Here is an 18,585-nt window from a genome sequence, read left to right on the forward strand (position 1 = left end):
TTGTCGTTGTCGAATTGAATCATGATGATAGAGGTCCCGGCGGGTTTGGTACGCCACGTTCTGTTTCATTGTTAAGTCGTTGGCGTCGATTCGTTCATGTTTCCATTGCGACGTTCCACAAAAGATCCGTCGGTGGATTGGCCGGCGTTGTTGTCTTTGTTGGAAGACGATGATCGACGAGCGGCGGTGGCACGCATCGCGCCCTACGAGGGGCGAGAAAGCTATCTGACGGCGCTGCGGCGGATTGAGAACGCTCAATCCCTCGCCACGTTGGCGGCCGGTCGCCGACTGCACACGGCGTCGAAGTTGGTCGACCGACCCACCATCGCTGTTTCAGGGATGTTGAACAGCGGCAAGACAAGCCTGGTCAGTTCGTTCCTCTCATCCGCTGGGCAACGACGCACGTTGCGTGGCACCAGCAACCGGCAGGGGACCCATCGGTTTGTGCTGTGGCTGCCGCAGAGCTGGCGATCGGACGTGGAGCTTTGGAGTTTGCTGATCACGCGAATTGGTGACTCTTTGGGGAACGCCCCCGAGGAGTTGGCACTGGATCCGGAGGTGGCGGCAGAGCAGTACAACAATCGAGATGGCGATGCGTCGTTGTTGTCGGTGCCGTTGCTGGCGACCGACCCCGGGCTGGACGACGTCGGTGTTGGTTTGCTGGATTGTCCGGACATCGTTTCCGACGAGGAGTTCGGATTGGGGTCGCCCGAGCAACGACGCGAGTTGCTGGGCCGTGCGGCGACGTTGTGTTCCGCGTTTTTAATTGTCACCGGAGCGGAGTCTTCACGTGACACGACCTTGGCCGATTTGCTGCGGATCGCGTCGGATTTGATGCCCGGTGTGCCTCGCATGTTGGCGGTCAACAAAGTGCGGCCACGGCAAACGCCAGATCAGGTTCACGAGACATTCGATCCGCTGGTCAAGCGGTACGGTGTTGCCACGCTGTACGCCGCCTACGATTTTGATGTTCCCTCGAGTCGTCCGTTCATACCAGCCTTGGGCGAACAGCACCCGCAGCACGAGGCGATGGTGCCGGCCGAATCCGATTTGCAACGCGAGCACGAACCGGAACCACTTCCCGTCTTTTTCGCGGTCAGCGAAGACCCCGATCACAATCCACCAGCGGTCATCGAAGAGGATCGTTTGTTGCAGGCGTTGCCGTCCAAACTGGATCGCGGTGTGCTGTTCTCGCAGTTGCATCAGGCTCTTCGTATCAACCTGGAAGATGCGATTTGGAATCAGGGGGTCGAATCCATTCGTCGTGATGCTGACGAGTCCTTCGAGAAAACTCGCCAGTGCCAACAGGTGTTGTTGGATTCGGCGCTGGAGTATTTCGCTCATCGAAAGATTGGCGGTGAAGTGATCGAGCTGCGATTGCACCAAAGCGAGCGAATCATACGACAGCTCAGTGAATCGTTTGCAGCCACCGCGCCGTGGTATGCCCGCTGGGGCGTGCGGCTCAACTCGACGCTTCGACGCGTGGTCGGTGGGGCGGGGGACTTCATTCGCAACCTGACCCCAACGGCGGTTTCACGTCGCGCCGCGGACGACATCAAGGGGCGATTTCGAAGTGGCGAATATGGTGGCTTGATCGAGCCGACGGGATTGATCAACGAGATCGAACGCCACGGGGGAACGACGGTGCTGACGCATCTCGCGTCCGAATCAAGTGGTCGTTCAGCATCGGAAGCCGATGTTTCGGTGTTCCGGGAACCTGTCGAGCGAGCGGTTCTGCGATTCGAACAAGACGACTTCACGACGTTGGATCCTCGACGGCTCGACACGGCGGTCCGGCAAATGTGGGCGGAGGTTCCCGTGCATCGAAAAATCGCGACCGGTTTGACTCCCCTGGCGGCACTGTTCGCCACCTTCGGCGCGGTCCTGATGATCCCCGTCGACTTGGGGGCCAACGCGATTCTTGCGGCATCGATTCCGGAAATGCTCGCCGCCGCGGGACTGACGATCATGTCAACGATGTGGGCTGCCAATCGCGGGACGCAAGACGTCAGTCAGCAAGCCGCCCGGCAACAATTGGCGGACTTCTTGGCAGTGCTGTGTGACGAACTGGGGGTGGCCAGGCCAGATCCACCGATGGATGTCCGAGTGGGCAACGCCAATGTGACGTTGCCACCATCGCGAATTACAAGCGGCGAGCCACCTGAGAAGATGGTGTCATTGTTTCGTGTGCGGGATGAGTTTGTTTCGGAACTGAAGCGATTGCTGCCGCGGCCCTCGGGGGCGAAAAAACGTGCCGGTGACTCATCCAGCGAATCGGGAGCCAAACGATGAATGCGGTTGTGATGGATGACTCGGGGGATCGGTTCTTGCAGCGAGTCCATCGCGCGGCCGATCGTGTGCTTGGGAACAGTCAAACCGGTCGAGAGATCGGGGAGCTTTGTCGCGATCACGCGGAAGCTCGCGAGATGATTTTGACCGATCGCGTGTCCAGTTCGGTGGTGGTGGCGGTCGTGGGGGCCACCGGCCAAGGCAAATCTTGGTTGGTTCGGCAAATGATTCGTGGCGGTCCGGTCGATGCCATACGCAGTGGCAATTCGCTGGACGAAGCCACGGAGAAGTTGACGTGGATTGGGCCCCAGCCACCCGCGGACTTGGACGCGCGCCATGAGCGGTTCATCGCCTGCGACGCCGGGAAAATGCGATCGATCGGTTCGCCTTACTTGTTGGTCGATGCTCCGGGGGCAACCGACGACCGGCGAGCAATCGCTGGCGTTGCTCAACGGGCTTTGTCGACTGCGTCTGTTTTGGTGATGGTGATTCGTCGTGATCAATTGCGAAGCCAGCGGGTTTCGGGGTTGGCCGCGGCCTCCGAAGGCTCCGTTGTGATTCCCGTGATCAACATGGCGGACGTCAACGATGATTCGCTCGATGCCGACGTGGAGGCTTTGGTGGCTCGGTTGCGATCGACTGCCCCGCAGAGCCAGATCGCTCCCGCGGTGATCGTCCGTGATTTCGAGATTGTTGAGCAGGGCGAAGACGAAATCGGGATTCAGTTGGCCGAAACATTGGGACGCCGAATCGAGGAAGCGATCTGTGAGTCGGGGGGAGGCGATCAGCGTCGCAGCACACGGTTGTCCGCGCTCGACGCACGTTTTTCGGCCGCCGTCGCCTCGGTGTTGCAAACTCAGTTGCCCGAATTGACGAGCGCGGTGGACCGATTGAACGCGGAAGCCACTCGGTTGCCATCGGAAGTGGCCGGGACACTGCTCGGCGGGACGACGCCTCTGCGAGCCGCGATCCGGAGTCGACTGCGACTGTCGTTGATGGCGGACACCGCCGCGATCTGGTTCCCCTATCGAACGGTGTTGTCGCTGTTGAATTTGACCCATGGAGCCTGGGATCGTGTGCTGCTGTCTTTGTCTGGATCCCTGCCCTCGTTGATTGGCGCGGTCTACGCGGGAGCCCGGAATCTGAGTGATCAACGTGCTGCGGACATGGACTTGCGAAGTGGACTGCGGCAGCGAACGGCGGCGTCCGTGGCTGATCGACTGGGGCCCATGGCGCGGCGATTTCGTGCGGAGCTGAATCAGTTGCGCCACGGTTCCATTGAAGCGGACCTGGAATCCTCTCCCGACACGCCGGTCGCTTCCTTGGCTGGGATCGAAACGTTGCAAGAGTCCTCGCAGAAATCGTTTGATACCGCGATCAGTCAGGGGGCCACGACGACTTGGTTTGCTAATGCCGCTGGGTTGGCCGGGACGCTGCTGTTTTGGTTGTTGATGACCGGGCCGCTGGTGGCACTTTATCGAGGTTATTTCGATGCCAGTTATTCGACGATGCGAGATGTGCTGCAGGCCGAAGGCGTGGCCGGTGACTTGAACAAGTTTCCTCGTCCTGACATGTCGATGATGCTGACCAGTCTGCTGCTGTCGGTGTTGCCGATGGCTGTTTTTTCGATGTTGATTTTGTCCTGGGCACAAGCCAAGGGGCGAGTTGATCGGATCGAAGACCGATTGCGAGGTGAACATGAGCACTTGGTGCAAAAGCTGCAGCGTGACGGGGTGTTGCGATTGGCGTGGAGTGATCCGTTGCTCGCGGATGCGGAGTTTTTGCTGTCCGTGGGACGAACCGGGGAGGAGAGGCAATGATGGGAAGTGTGCTTCATGATCTGAATGAAAACATGCTTTTGTTGCAGGTTCTGGCGGAGGGAGAGGTGCCGGCAGCAAAGCCGGACTCCATTTGGTCGATTGTGACCAGCGGTGGAATCCCGGGCTTGATGATCTTGTTCGTGTTGCTTGCCTTCAGCATTGCGGCTGTTTACTTGGTGGTCGATCAATCGTTGGCTCTGCGACGGCGTGATGTGGTGCCGGACAAGCTCAGCGGCGGCGTGGCAACGGCGCTCCAGTCGTCGCGATTGGCAGAAGCTGAAACCTTGCTGCGTCAGAATCCGAGTGTTCTGGCGGGGGTCATCTCGGTTGGATTGAACCATCGCGAATATGGATGGCCGGAAGTTGAAAAGTCGGTCGAAGACGCATTGGTCGATCAGTCCTCCCGGATGCTTCGACGAATCGATTATCTGGCGATGATTGCCAACCTGGCACCAATGGTCGGGTTGCTGGGGACGGTGACGGGGATGATTTTCGCGTTTCGCCAAGTCGCCGCGACTCGTGGTGCTGCTGGTGCGGGAGATTTGGCAGAGGGGATTTATCAGGCTCTGGTCACAACCGTCGGTGGGTTGCTGGTGGCGATTCCAGCACTTGCCGCGTCGGGTGTGCTGCGAAATCGAGTGGACGCGTTGTTGTCCGATGTCACAATGCATGCGGATCGAGCCTTGGCTCCGCTTCGTCGTCGTGCTGCGGCGGCGTCCCGGTTGGTCTCAGCCAGCACTCCTGGTGGCGGCCGGATTGTCGCCGTGCCGCCCGCTCAAATGCCCGGCCGAAAAGCACCGCCTCCCGAACAGGATGGAACCCGATGAATCGACCAACGGATGGATCAATGAAAAAGCGTCTGGGCCAAGAGTCATTCGGCAAACAATCGCTCCCCGAAGCAGCGTGTCGGTGTGGCAGGGTCGTGCCCGCCATGGCTTTGGCATTGGTCGCGACATCGGCGATCGCCCAGCCACCGGTTGATGATTGGAAAAAGTTGGAGTTGCCGACAGTCGAGAGGCCGGTCGTTCCACCGTCCGATCGGGCAGCGGAGAAAATCCAAAAGGCTCTTGAGGGCGACGCTCCCGTTCCAACCGGCGATGGAATGTTGGATGACGTGTTGAACATCATTCAGAGACGTGGAAGCGTGCTGGATGGGTCGGTCTTGGATTCCGAAATCGATCCGCTTTCGGATCCGGCTGATCAGCGGTCAAAGGTCTCTGGGCCTGGCACGAAGGATGTCGGTTCCTTGTCCGGTCCTGCCGCCTCGTTTCGTTTGGCTGAACAATTGTTGGCGACCGCACGAAGATTGGAGAAGGCGATTCCGTCACGGAAAGCCGAACGGACTCCGCGAATTGTCACCGGCGAAGATCTCGCGAAGCCGCCGGCCGAAATGCTGCCGGTCGAGAGTCTGGTTTACCAGTTGCGATTGCGTGCGGTTGAGCTGATGCAGAGTGGTCTGCAAGCCTCCCGCGAGTAAACTGAAGGATCCCACCTCGCCAGGGACTGGATCGCTTGTCAGTTGGTTTGATCTGTCCTGCCCCCCCCTCCCCTTCCCTGTTCGGCCTTCATGCTTCTTGCCCTTCGAAATCAACTCAAGCGACCGTTGACGCTGGTCTTCGTTTCCGTGGTCGTGTTGATCGCAGGCGCGGTAGCGGCGGACTACTTCACGGGACTTCCTGAGTCCGCAGTGGCCACCTATGTCGGGCGAGAAGCTTGCGTCGATTGTCACCAGGCGGAGTCGCTCGCCTTTCAAGGTTCTCATCATGATTTGGCCATGGACGTGGCCACGGATGAAACCGTGCTCGGCGATTTTGGCGATGTGATCTTCGAGCATGATGGATTGCAAAACCGGCTGTTCCGGGACGGCGATCGGTTCATGATCCACACCGAAGGTCCTGGTGGTGCGATGCAGGATTTCGAGGTGAAGTATGTGTTCGGAGTCGACCCGCTACAGCAATACATGGTCGAGTTTGATCGTGATCCGGAGGCGAGTGAGGATGAGATCGGACGCCTGCAAGTTCTACGGATCAGTTGGGATACGAATCGAAAAGAGTGGTTCTATTTGCGTCCGCCGGACGTGCCTGAAAAGCTCGAGCCAGGCGATCCATTGCACTGGACCGGTGTGGCCCAGCGTTGGCAAACGATGTGCGCGGATTGTCACTCAACGAATTTGAAAACCAATCACGACGTCGAAACGCTGACTTATCACACGACGTTCTCTGAGATGGATGTCAGTTGCGAAGCCTGCCATGGTCCCGCCAGTCTGCATGTTGAGATGGCGCGTGGGAATTCGTTGTTCTGGGATCGGCACCACGGATATGGTCTGGCCAAACTCAAAGGGGAAGATCCAACCGGTCAGTTGGAAGCGTGCGCTCCGTGCCACAGTCGACGCAGTGTGCTGGACGCGGACTATCAGGCGGGCGATCCGTTTTGCAGTCACTTCAATTTGGAACTGCTTCGCGGTGACACGTACCACGATGACGGGCAGATCAAAGACGAGGTCTATGTTTATGGATCGTTTGTGCAGAGCAAAATGTTCCACAAGGGCATCCGCTGCACCGACTGCCATGACCCGCACTCGTTGGAGCTCAAGCATCCTGGTAATGAAACCTGCACGTCTTGTCACCAGCACGCGGCCGGGAAATACGACGTGCCGTCGCACCATCATCACGCGGTCGGTTCGGAAGGCGCAAAGTGCGTGAATTGCCACATGCCTCACACGACCTACATGGAAGTCGATCCACGCCGCGACCACAGTCTGCGTGTGCCCCGGCCGGATCTGTCCGTTTCCATTGGGACGCCGAACGCATGCAGCAGTTGCCATGTGAAGGATCAACTGGAAAGCATCTCCGCAGACAAACGAGACTCGCTGACGCTGTACCAAGATTGGCTGCTGGCCGCTTCGGAAGGCGACGAGGAGGTTGCGGAGGCGATTTCGAAAACCGATCAGTGGTGCGACGAAGCTTGCGAGAAATGGTATGGCGACGAACGTCAGACGCCGGCGCACTATGGCGAGATATTAGCGGGACTGCGAACCGGCGATTCTGCCGTTGTTTCGAAAGCACTGCGGTATGTGACGCAGCCGCCCGAGATCGCTCCGGTGTTGGCACGCGCCACGACGCTGGATGAACTTCTGCAGAACGGTCGAGGCCGAGAAGCGATTTCCGCCGCCAAAACGGTGCTGAAGGATCCGAATGAACATCCGATCCTGCGGGCGACTGCAGCGAGGGTGATGGGTGCCAGCAGTCCAACCGACGCGGTGAAGATTCTGTTGCCGTTGCTGGATGATCCCTCTCATCTGGTCCGTAGCGAAGCGACGAAGGCACTGGTTTCGTCGGGCGGCTATCAGACTCTTTCGGGAACGCGACAGAAGCAAGCCGATGCAGCGATCGATGCGATCAAAGAGGAGCTGATGGTGGCCTCGGATCGAGCTGGTGCGCACATGGCCTGGGCCTCGCTCAGTGAACAACGCGGGGACTACTTGGAAGCGGTGCAGTCCTATGAAAATGCGATTCGGGTTCAGCCGGAGATGTCCGGTCCGCGGACGAATTATGCAGCGATGCTGGATCAATTGGCGGCTGCGGCTGGCCAGTCCCGAGCGGCTCAGTCAGCGATCGTGCAATTGTTTGGTGGCAGCGGGACGCTCGACGCCTTGATCCAGCAAGCAGCGGCAAAAGCGAAGCAACTACGACTGGATGAATTGCCGTTGTTGGGGCGTGACGCGAAGTTGGCTTCTGACAACGCCGACGTTCAGTACCGATACGGTTTGGCGTTGTACTTGTCCGGTGATTTGCCGGCAGCGGAAAAACAATTGCAGCGAGCCGCCGAGCTCGCGCCCGACGTCGAAATCTTCTCCACCGCCCTGAAATTGCTGCAAGAACGGATGAGCGAAACGGGGCAGTGAGGAGTTGGTGGTCGCGGAAGGCCAGCTGGTTCACGGATGGGATGCGATGGTGCCGCCCCGCGTCCGTTGAGTGGGGGTCAGTTGCAGAGCGACGAAATTGGGCGGTTTCTCCAGCCGGCTGCCGCCGCTCCGCGGCTTTCCGGATGGGGTGGCGGTACCCGGACCTCGGGTTGAAACCCGAGGCTTTCGGATTTCACCGCTCCGCGGTACTGCCTGGCAGTGCGTCCACCCCGAGGAAAACAAGGGGAAAGCAATTTCGTCCGCCAGTTAGCGATGAAACCGGTGACATGGCTGGCACCTTGCGCAGTGGCTTTTTCTTCGCCCGCTAATTTCTCTGCGTCACAAGTCTGTCGTGACTGAAATGGAACGAAATGCTACACTCAGCCATGTCATTATTCCCTCCTGAAGAACGTGGGTTCCTTGAAACGCCGTACCCCCCAGACCGTTGCGCCGCAAAGCTCTGAGTCGATTCAGAAGCTGCTGCTTGCGCATTTCGCGGGGAATGAGCCGGAATTTCGGGCGGCCGCATGGGATATCATCGAGGAAGAACGCCGACTGAATCACACGGTGTTGGCAAATGAGCTGGAACGCATCCTTAAGAGCGTCAACGGGACGACGCCCAAGATGTTTTTCCATGCGCTCAGTACTAGCGACGGGAATATGCCCAAAGACCCGGACAAGAACGCAAATCTTGTCGAAGTGACACAGCCCGACGTCGAACTGGATGACGTGGTGCTGACTCCAGAACTCTCGCAAAGCATCGAGCGCGTCATTCAAGAACGTCGTAGCAGCGAGCTATTGCGATCCCACGGAATGCAACCTGCGGGGAAGCTCCTGCTTTGTGGGCCTCCCGGTTGTGGCAAGACGATGGTTGCGTCGGCTCTGGCCAATGCGCTTTATCTCCCGCTTGCAACCGTTCGGTTCGATGCGGTGGTTTCATCGTATCTCGGGGAAACAGCGGCGAATCTTCGCAAGGTATTCGAGTTTGCTCGGCTACGGCCAGTGCTGTTGTTTTTCGATGAATTTGACGCGATCGGAAAACATCGAACTGCACTCGATGAACATGGTGAATTAAAGCGAGTTGTCAATTCATTCTTACAGATGCTCGACGGCTTCCATTCGGAGACGTTGACTGTCGCCGCGACGAACCACCAAGGGCTGCTTGATCCGGCGTTGTGGCGGCGTTTTGATGATATTTTGCTATTCCCCAACCCAACGGTGGAGCAAATCGAATCACTGCTATGTCGGTGCTTTCATCAAGTCACGGTGAGTAAGTCCGTGCGACTGCGTTCCGTTGCCCGCAATATGGTCGGATTCTCTCATGCCGACGTCGAACGCGTCGCACAAGATTCCATCAAACGAGTGCTGTTAGACGAGCGCGAACAAGTCACGCCAGCGGTGTTAAACGCAGCGGTAGAGCGACAGGAAAAGCGAGTCGAAATTACTGATATTAATTCAGGGGTTGCCGTACCGCGAAAGGCCAGGCCGCGTAGCTCCAAGAAAACGTCTTAGAATGCCGCATCAACCGGACGATAATCGTTATCCCCATTTACCACTGATCGCTGAGCAGCCGAATCCTGACCGGCGGCGTCGTCAGATCGTCCCACCACCAGCACCGCCACGAGGCGGTCGCACAAGTTTTGCGGGTGAAATTAGAGACCGCTTGGACGATATGGAAGAGGCGGTTGAACAGCGTCCTGCCCCTCCAGCGGGCATTCAGCCACATCTAGTCTTTCGCGTTCCGCTCGCAGCGAATGCGTCTGTTCAGTCGGTTTCTGAGATGCTTGACCGTATCGGTGTTTCGGTGGTTTCCATTGAAAGCGATAAGGCAATCATCGCGTTCCGCGACGACATCGACTTGACCAGTTTCCGCGATGCAGTGTCATCCTATGAGGATGGGCCGCAGTCGGGAATCAACCCGACAACAGGTCGAGGGTACGCATCGACCCAATGGGATATTTTGGAGTTCATCGAAGCACCTCAAATGCGGCTATGGGGACGCGATGATCGCATTGGTATCCGATTGCAAGACGAAATCGGTGATGAAACGCAAGCGATAGACGACGACCGACTCTATCGCGTCGACGTTGAATTGTGGCATCGAGGAACTGTTGAAACGACGCGGACAGGATTGAGAGAGGTTCGGCAACTCGTCGAGCATGACGCGCAAGACGGAGAGAGAGTGGGGGATGAGTTCATAGGCCAGTTGCTGTGTCTGGCTCGCGTGTCCGTGCGAGGGGCAAAACTCAATCAGTTGCTGGACCTCGATAGCGTCGCCGAAGTTGATCTTCCGGCTCAGCCTCACTTCGACCAGCGGCAAGCTCGTCGCGTTACCGAGCGGGAATTACCCACTCCGGCAATTCCACAACCGGGCGGTCCAAGTGTTTGCGTTGTCGATAGTGGTACCACGTCCAATCATCCACTGCTTGCCAACAATATCGGACATGCCGAAGCGGTGTTAACCAACAGCACAACGGTTGCAGATGAACATGGGCATGGAACGATGGTAGGCGGGCTTGCTGTCTTCGGCAACATTCGAGCCTGTTACGAATCCGGTGAGTTTTCGTCGCCGATTACGCTATTCAGCGCCCGTGTACTTAACGATGAAAACCGCTTCGATGACGAGACGCTCATCATCCATCAGATGCGACGTGCCATCGAGGTGTTTTACGCGTCGCCCTACAACTGTCGTGTTTTTAACATCTCGCTCGGTATCAACGACGCTTGGCTGCAACACAACGATCGACAAAGCCTGTGGGCGGAGTCGCTTGATATTTTGGCTCGCGAATACAACGTTTGCCTTGTCGTATCCGCTGGAAATCATTCATTGGGCTTGGCGTTCACGGCGGATGACGCGGAAGAAGTCGTAGCATCGTATCCCGAATATCTTTTTCATGAAGAGTGCGGTCTGTGCGAACCTGCAACCGCCGCCATCCCGATCACCGTGGGTGCGATTGCCGCAGAAGACACGATCGCGATTCCCGTTGGTCGTCGTGAAGACGATTTGAATCGACCGATCGCCGAAGCGTTTCAGCCATCTCCGACCACGCGATTCGGTCCGGGAATCGGTGGAGCTATCAAACCAGAATTTGTCGCTCCGGGCGGTAATACGACCTTTCAAGGGTTTTCTTCTCTCCGCCAAGTTGACGACGATCCCGGTCTGGCCGTGATGTCATTTTCTAACGAACCGACTCAAGAGCTGTTCGCATTCGATATTGGAACGAGTTACGCGGCTTCCGTCGTTGCTCGCTCCGCATCGCTTTTGTGGAGCCATGTTCATGAACAGTTTGGCGAAGAACCGCAAGCAAACCTGATTCGTGCCTTATTGGCGTCATCAGCCAGCGTTCCCGATCCAACCTATCAACTGCTCCATGACGAACACGGTGAGGAGGGAATTCGACGAGCCTGCGGATACGGACTTGTTGACGATGACTTCGCGTTTGATTCAGGTGATCGAAGAGTGACACTGATTCATCAGGGGAGCATGCCGCTCGACACTTTCGCGGTTTACGAAGTGCCAGCTCCGCTTGAGTTCCGGCAGGCGGAAGGACACAAGCATGTGACCATCGCGATGGCATTTGACCCGCCAGTTCGCCGTCGTAGAGCCAGTTACCTTGGCGTTCACATGAGCTACGCTTTGATTCGTGGCAAGTCCGTCGACGAAATAGTGGAAGCGTATCGTCAACTATCCACAGAAGAACGAGAGCAATACCGCGAATCCGGCACCAAGCCGCAGGGCGCGTTTCAGGGAGCCTTTCGTTGTGACCTAAAACCGGGACCGCAAAGTCTTCAATCAAGCACGTTGCAGAAATCTCGCTGGACATTTTCGCGAGAGAACACCAACTACGGTGACTCCTGGTATGTCGTTGTCCAAAGTCAGCGAGTTTGGGCTCCTGAGTCATTCGTGGAACAGAAGTTTGCAATTACAGTCACACTGCAAGCGGACGAACCGCATTTATACAATCTGATTCAGAATCGCATTCGCGTGCGTCAGCAACAACGCACCAGAGCGCGAGTCTAATCAGGACGGGCGACGAAAAACTGTCAGGAACCAACTACGGTGAATAGTTCCCGACACGAATGGCACGGGCGTAAGCCTAAGCTGCTGTGGCATAACGGTTTCGGTTCGGATTGCGTGGGCATTGCATCAGCTTGTAGTTCTTCGCTCGCCGTTTGATTTCTCTTTTTTCTTGGCGCGATCAAAGGTGTCGGACACCGATTGACCAGTGAGTGCGCCGGGAAGGAAGTTTCAAACGGTAGCCGATAGGCTGCCGATTTTCGTTGGCTGGCCAACTGGTTCACGGATGGGATGCGATGGTGCCGCCGCTCCGCGGCTTTCCGGATGGGGTGGCGGTACCCGGACCTCGGGTTGAAACCCGAGGCTTTCGGATTTCACCGCTCCGCGGTTCTGCCTGGAAGTGCGTCCACCCCGAGGAAAACAAGGGGAAAGCAATTTCGTCCGCCAGTTAGCGATGAAACCGGTGACATGGCTGGCACCTTGCACAGTGAGGCGGCAGGCCGCACGTGGGCCAGGTCGGTCGCTGTGGGGCCCTGAGTGTTCACTCAGGCGTGTCGTTTTGACTTGGGCATCCAGTCGATTGAGCTGCTTTCTTTTGCATTCAATGGTGCTCGCGTTTGCCCCTCTTGTGGAGTCGTTGTTGGTGCTTTGTGGTTGGTTGTCGGGCGAAGATCAGAGATTGTGTAATTTTGCAACCCCAAATTTCCTTGCATTGGTGGCTTGTGTGCTCTAGAACTTCTTGGGTCCTGGTTCCACCCAAATGGGAGACAGAGGAATGCGATTCAAGAGCGGTCGGGAAAGTGTCGTCGGCAACGTGGTTCAAAAACTGTCCCGCCGGCAGTTGGTCCACCGGCGTTTGCTGCGAGTCGAGATGTTGACGCAGCGACTGATGCTGGCGGCGGACAGCACGCTCCCCAACCCAACGCCGTTTCCTCAGTCATCCGGGGTTCAGGCGTCTGACGCCTACCTTACCCGTGGCTGTCCAGAAGGGACAATCATGTCTCCCGCCGACGGTTGCCGTCCTGATCCCGGTGCGGGGACTCAGTTGCCCAGTGATCCCACTTCGTCATCCTCAGCGACGATGTCTGGGACATCGAGCGGAACGATGTCTTGTCTTGATGCTTTGGACCCAATGGGCACCAGTTCGCCAACCTGGCGCGAATGGAACTGGCTGGGGCAGATTGATGCAACCGGCGATCTGATGGTGTCGGGGAAGGGGCACGCATGTCAGCCAACCGATTTTCCTCTACCAACCCTCACTCCAACACAGTGGACGGATCCCGGCGAGACGGGCCCCGACGACAGTCCGTCCAATCCATCAGCAACTCCACAGCCCACTAGCCAGGGCCCCAGTCCCACATCAATTCCAGAATACCCCAGCGATCCAACTGGTGGCGATCCAACTGGTGGCGACCCAACCGGTGACCCGACTTCTCCGGACCCCACCAGCCCCCCGGATCCTACCTCCTCTGGACTTCCGGATAACGACCCGAGTCCAACCCAGCCGCCATCGCCGACAAATTGGCCGGTCCCGCCGGGGCCGTTGCCTGAACCAGTGCCTTCACCCTCGCCTACGCCAAACCCGAGTTCAACGCCTTCGTCGTCATCCTCGTCGTCATCATGCGAGGGTGACTTTGCGATTGAAGGCATCGAGGTTTACAACGTTGATCCTTTCAAGGGGCTTCATGAAGGTGACAGCATTGATTTGCATGTGACCCTGGAGCCGTACTGTTCGAGTCAGCCTCCAGACCTGACCATCAAGATCGACTCGGATTTTGACGGCGCGTTCAGCGAGGATGAAATCACTCGCCATCGCTCCGAGGACTATATGTTGCGGCATGGATTCACTCGCTTCGATGCCTATGCCGTGTTTGACGACGATGGTCCATCACCAGGGAACGCGACCCCGAGTGACGAGGTGCTGGTCGAGGTCACCTTTGGCGACGATCAAAGAAGCTATTCGCTCGACGTGGCGAATGTTCCGCCGGCGATGTCAACGTCCCCTGTGTTTGGTTCGGGCGTCACCGAAGATGGAGCCGAATACTACGAAGCGACTGCATGGTGGCGTGATCCTTCAGCGGAAGAGGTGTTTGTGCTTTCCGTCGAATGGCCTGACGGTGTTGTTTCAGAGCAGGTCATCAGGCCCGATGACTATCGAGACAACCTGGGTTGGAATCACTCCGTCTCCGGCAAGGTTCGGAGGTACTTTGAAGAGGGAGAGAGTCGACCGGGATTCTATCCAGCCGCCGTCACGATTGCTGATGATGACTCGGGTGAAAGCTCTGTGGTCCTGCAACAAGCGGAGCTTTCGCTGAACAACAACGATAGCAACGAGAATGACCAGGACGACATTCTTGACTATGGAGGTGTTTCCGACCCTGATTTGTTACCGTTCAACTTTGGTCAGTTCAAGAATGAGCTCATGGACGAGGAAACAGGATACTTCTTTCTGTATCACCCTGGCCAAAGCATTCGACTATGGGACTCTCCCACGAAAGAAAATCGAGTGATCGGGAATGAGTCCATCGGGCCCTACGAAGCCGGGTCACTCGGGTTTCTTGCCGACTACGTTCGTGACGAAGGACCGCTCCCTTACACCCTGATTTCGTACAGTGATCAAGACACACTTTACATGGAAGGATTTGAGCTCGGATCCAGTGAGATCGAGTTTTACTGGGCATGGGACTACGACAAGGCGGCGGAGAGTCACGGCGGAGACTATGTGGACCAGCCATACCATCCCGTCGTATACGGTGGGAAGATCAAAGCGACGTCTTGGGGGATCGACTACGACACTGACAGTGACAATCAAGGCGTGATTGAGTTCAGCGAATGGGAAGAAGTCCTTGAGGACAATGACTATGCGATTGGGAAGATTCTTTGTCTGCCGGATGGTGTCACTGCATGCCGCAACAGGACAGTGGCGCTTTCTGTTTTGAGGATGCCTCCTGGTTTGAGCGAAGCCAACGGTGCGGTCCGCGTTCGATTCGATGAACTCACCGGCAAGACATCTTCCGGCGAAATCCGAATGACAGTTGGTGGGGTGCTGCTGCCGAATGCAATTCCAACGGCAATCGAAGGCGGCGGCACAGTGATCACTCCAGGTCATGCGTACGATCTAAATCAGTTGTTGTACAACCGGAACACCGGGCAGATTCATGTCTATCTCCAAGCGTTGACAGCGAGTGGGGGCAATCGAATGAAGAAAACAATCGAGATGTTGGGCAAGCCGGTTGATCGGATCAAGGCAACGGTCGCAGTCCCGGGGCGAGGGGAAAAGACGGACACCATCCGAAGAATGAATGTCGAACCGCAATCATTTTACGAACACCTCAATCGCCGCGACACAACTGGCATGGAGGACCATGGAACCAATGGCCAAGCCATTCGCTCTCTCCTCGCTTCTCAATTGGTCTACGATCTCAAGGGCAATACAAATTGGTCCCTGCGGATGCTAGATCGTGAGCAAATGGAGTTGCGGAAATTCCCTAAAAGCATTCAAGACGCCATTCTTGCGCATGATGTCAATGGCCTGAAGGTCGCGTTGTACATGGACTATGTATCCAAGTCATTCATCGTGTCTTTTGCAGGCACTGAGGGTGAAGAAGCCGACATATTAACTGATCTGAATAACGCGCAGGGTGAGTGGACAGACCAGTACCTAAAGGCTTTCGAGATCGGGCACCACTTCAAATTTCATGCAGCGAAGCAGAAGTATTCCGTTATGTTTACTGGGCACTCGTTGGGTGGCGGTCTTGCGTCAGCGGCTTACGTGACCTCCGGTTTTAATGCTGACACATTCAATGCCGCCGGGCTTCGTAAGGAGACGATGTTTCTCCAAGATGGTAACGGGAATGTCCTGTTTGATGACGAGGGTAAGGCTACTGAATTGTACCCCGGTATGGAAGCAAGGTATTCAAATGCAGCTCATACGGTTGAGCGATACTACATGGAGCACGATTTTCTCAGTTATGCCCAAAATCATTACAATACAATTTTGGATGGTATCCGTCATGCCAGCAATATTGCAGGTTTGTTTGTCTCTGGTCCGTTTGCTCAGATGGGAAAAGCGAAGGTGCTTGCTTTAGTTCAAGACCTGTTTCATCCGGCACTTGGGGCACCTTATCAAATGGATGGACCCTATGATCTCGACTTGAGCGGGGTGATCAACTGGAGTTGGTTGAGTTCTGTTCCGATTAAAATGGCTGCGAGTCACAAGTGCACCGTCCTTGATTATGGGGTCTTTACCGAAGAGGACGAGTCGTTGCCCTTGGATGCGGAAGAACGCCTTCGCTGGAATATACTGGGAGAGTTCAATGCGTCTTAAGATGTTGCCGTGGAAATGTGCAGCTCTCTTCGGGATGGTCTCGTTGGGGTGTTTGGCAGCGCAGGCGGACGAGAGGGTCGACAACACCGCGAAGGAACAGGATTATCGGCAGGAGTATGGGTTGCTTGCCAAAAAATATTTCCACCATCCACTCGATATTCGATTGTGCGAGGCGATCGAGGCCAATGACTTGACAGCAATCCGCTCGGCAATTGCGAGCGGCGCGAATGTCAATGCTTCTGGGCTTGGCGGGGTGACCCCTTTGGTCTGGTCCAGACTCTACCAGCGATTTGCGAGGTTTGAATTGCTGCTGGTCCTTGGTGCTGATCCAAACGCACCCTTCACCTCGGAACCAGACCTAACTAGTTTCCGCAGTACCTTGCATGATTTTCCAGGGGAAACGGCAACTTGCTTTGCTGCGAAGACTGGGTACGACGGTTACCTGGAGTTGGTGCTGGAGCATGAGGCTGACTTGCGCACCATGGATGACAGTCGGCGATCCATTCCACTGCAGATCATGTGGGCCAGGGGCGCGAACCGAATGCAACGAATGAATGCATTTGTCGAGCACGGAGGAGAGATCAACCTTCCGAGTGGTTGGGGAGACAACGAAACATGCGCCGTGCATGCGATTTCTCGCGAGGCCTTCACTCTTGCTGTGATGTTATTCGAATTGGGGGGGGATCCCAACCTTCCTGTTCGTTATGGAGCTGGATGGGGCCTGCCAATTGATTTGGCGGTCTTTCCTATCTCGGAAGACTCTCTCGTTTTTATGGGACCTCGTCCCATTACTCAACGGACTCACGACCGAACTCTTCAAAATCGGCGAGCGTTGAAACGTTTGATCGTTTACCTCGAAGCCGCAGGGTTTTCATCCGAGGAGGCAATTCAGCGAGCAAGAAGGCGGTTCAACCCAAACTACGGGGATCTCGGCCCCGATGAGCTCGCTGCATTGCTTGACTCGACGGAGATGATTCCGAGAGAGGAAGAGCACGTGACGACCATCAAGGACTTGAGAGCAAGCAACGTTCCATTGCAGGTGATTCGTTGGCGAGAAGACACGAGTCATGTTGGTGAGCGGGCGCGAGAGGACGAAGGGATTCAGCGACCGCTGTTTCCACTGACCGAAGCCAAGTTTCGTCAGCACTACGGTTTGCGCGCCGAGCGTTTCTTTCAATCACCCAGCACCTTGGAACTGTGTGCGGCGATCGTCGCCAACGACCCCGGTCAAATTCGTGAGGCAGTGAAAAACGGCGCGGATGTGAATGATGTTGGGTTTGCGGGAATGACGCCGCTGTTGTTTGCGTTCCCGTTTCAACGTGCGGAGAGAATTCAGGCTCTCTTGGACTTGGGCGCGGATCCAACGCTGAGATTGACGAACTACACCGGGGTGCCTGGATTGACGATGCCGGGCCTGAGCGTTCTGACGGAAGCCTCCACGTCCTCGTCCGCCGAAATCTTTGAGCGAATAGTGGCGTCCTGTGAGGGTCAAGGTCTGCACTGGACCACCCATGAACATTGGAGTGGGATGCCAATGTTGCATGCAATCGTTTCTGGTTTGGAGTCGGAGCGGGTCGCCAAGATCAAGCGATTCCGGGCTGGTTCAGGTGATCTGCATCGACTCAATGAGGATGGGTGCGACGCTGCGATGCTGGCGATCTTTCTGTCCGACTGTGCAACTGCCCAGCATTTGATCGAGGCTGGGGCGGATTTGAAGCGACGGAATCAAGCCGGGGATCATCTCCCAAACGTTTACTATCGCTATGAAAGCGCGTCTGCAGTTGAGAAGCACAATGCGGCCCAACTGAAATTTGAGACTCGGCTGGTTGCCCCGGCAAAGGAACTGAAAGCACTGCTCCAAAGGAAAGGATGTCAATTCGATGACCAAGCAGGGCGGATCCGGCGGGGCGAAATCGATGATGACATCAGGCGGGAGGCGGATGAGATCGGACGAAAGATCAGAGACAACGCGGAGCGACTACGTTTCAACTGGTATCCGCGTCAGGAGTTTGTTGAGGCGGGAGAAATCTTTCGTGACGATCGCTACGATTTACGGAAGGTGTTCGATGTTCAAATGCCGGTCGTGCCGGAAAACGTGCCAGGGCAACTTCCCTCAAACGGTGGCCTGAATCCAAAGGCGGTTCAGGAATGATTCGCTGGTTGGCGTCGTACCCCAAGTCAGGGAACACCTGGGTTCGCATTTTCTTGTGGGCCTATTAGCGAGATC

At 56.5% G+C, this 18,585-nt stretch carries 9 protein-coding genes; all 9 read left to right on the plus strand.

The genetic code is table 11. The features are described from left to right. Positions 1-96: 96 nt before the first annotated feature. The gene (locus PSR62_RS11220) at positions 97-2,292 is read left to right on the plus strand and encodes a hypothetical protein (RefSeq protein ID WP_274407832.1); all 2,196 of its coding nucleotides are present in this window, start codon (positions 97-99) and stop codon (positions 2,290-2,292) included. Next, positions 2,289-4,109 carry a hypothetical protein gene (locus PSR62_RS11225; protein WP_274407833.1) on the plus strand — a complete coding sequence of 607 codons (1,821 nt, stop codon included), beginning with the start codon at positions 2,289-2,291 and terminating at the stop codon, positions 4,107-4,109. The genes PSR62_RS11220 and PSR62_RS11225 overlap by 4 nt, the downstream gene beginning before the upstream one ends. After that, complete coding sequence (locus tag PSR62_RS11230) at positions 4,106-4,936, plus strand: MotA/TolQ/ExbB proton channel family protein (protein ID WP_274407834.1); 831 nt, start codon at positions 4,106-4,108, stop codon at positions 4,934-4,936. Before PSR62_RS11225 ends, PSR62_RS11230 begins: the two co-directional genes overlap by 4 nt. A 20-nt stretch (positions 4,937-4,956) precedes the next feature. Then, positions 4,957-5,586 carry a hypothetical protein gene (locus PSR62_RS11235; RefSeq protein ID WP_274407835.1) on the plus strand — a complete coding sequence of 210 codons (630 nt, stop codon included), beginning with the start codon at positions 4,957-4,959 and terminating at the stop codon, positions 5,584-5,586. 90 nt (positions 5,587-5,676) lie between these two features. Further along, the gene (locus PSR62_RS11240; protein WP_274407836.1) at positions 5,677-8,013 is read left to right on the plus strand and encodes a HEAT repeat domain-containing protein; all 2,337 of its coding nucleotides are present in this window, start codon (positions 5,677-5,679) and stop codon (positions 8,011-8,013) included. Positions 8,014-8,433: 420 nt separating this feature from the next. Then, entirely contained in the window at positions 8,434-9,525 is a 1,092-nt protein-coding gene (locus PSR62_RS11245) for an AAA family ATPase (RefSeq protein ID WP_274407837.1), read from the plus strand. Between the two features lie 268 nt (positions 9,526-9,793). Then, entirely contained in the window at positions 9,794-12,034 is a 2,241-nt protein-coding gene (locus PSR62_RS11250) for a S8 family peptidase (RefSeq protein WP_274407838.1), read from the plus strand. A 1,102-nt stretch (positions 12,035-13,136) separates the two neighbouring features. After that, entirely contained in the window at positions 13,137-16,358 is a 3,222-nt protein-coding gene (locus PSR62_RS11255) for a hypothetical protein (RefSeq protein ID WP_274407839.1), read from the plus strand. Further along, complete coding sequence (locus PSR62_RS11260) at positions 16,348-18,510, plus strand: ankyrin repeat domain-containing protein (RefSeq protein ID WP_274407840.1); 2,163 nt, start codon at positions 16,348-16,350, stop codon at positions 18,508-18,510. The genes PSR62_RS11255 and PSR62_RS11260 overlap by 11 nt, the downstream gene beginning before the upstream one ends. The last annotated feature ends 75 nt before the right edge of the window (positions 18,511-18,585 follow it).

Source organism: Rhodopirellula sp. P2 (genome assembly GCF_028768465.1).
Lineage (GTDB): Bacteria > Planctomycetota > Planctomycetia > Pirellulales > Pirellulaceae > Rhodopirellula.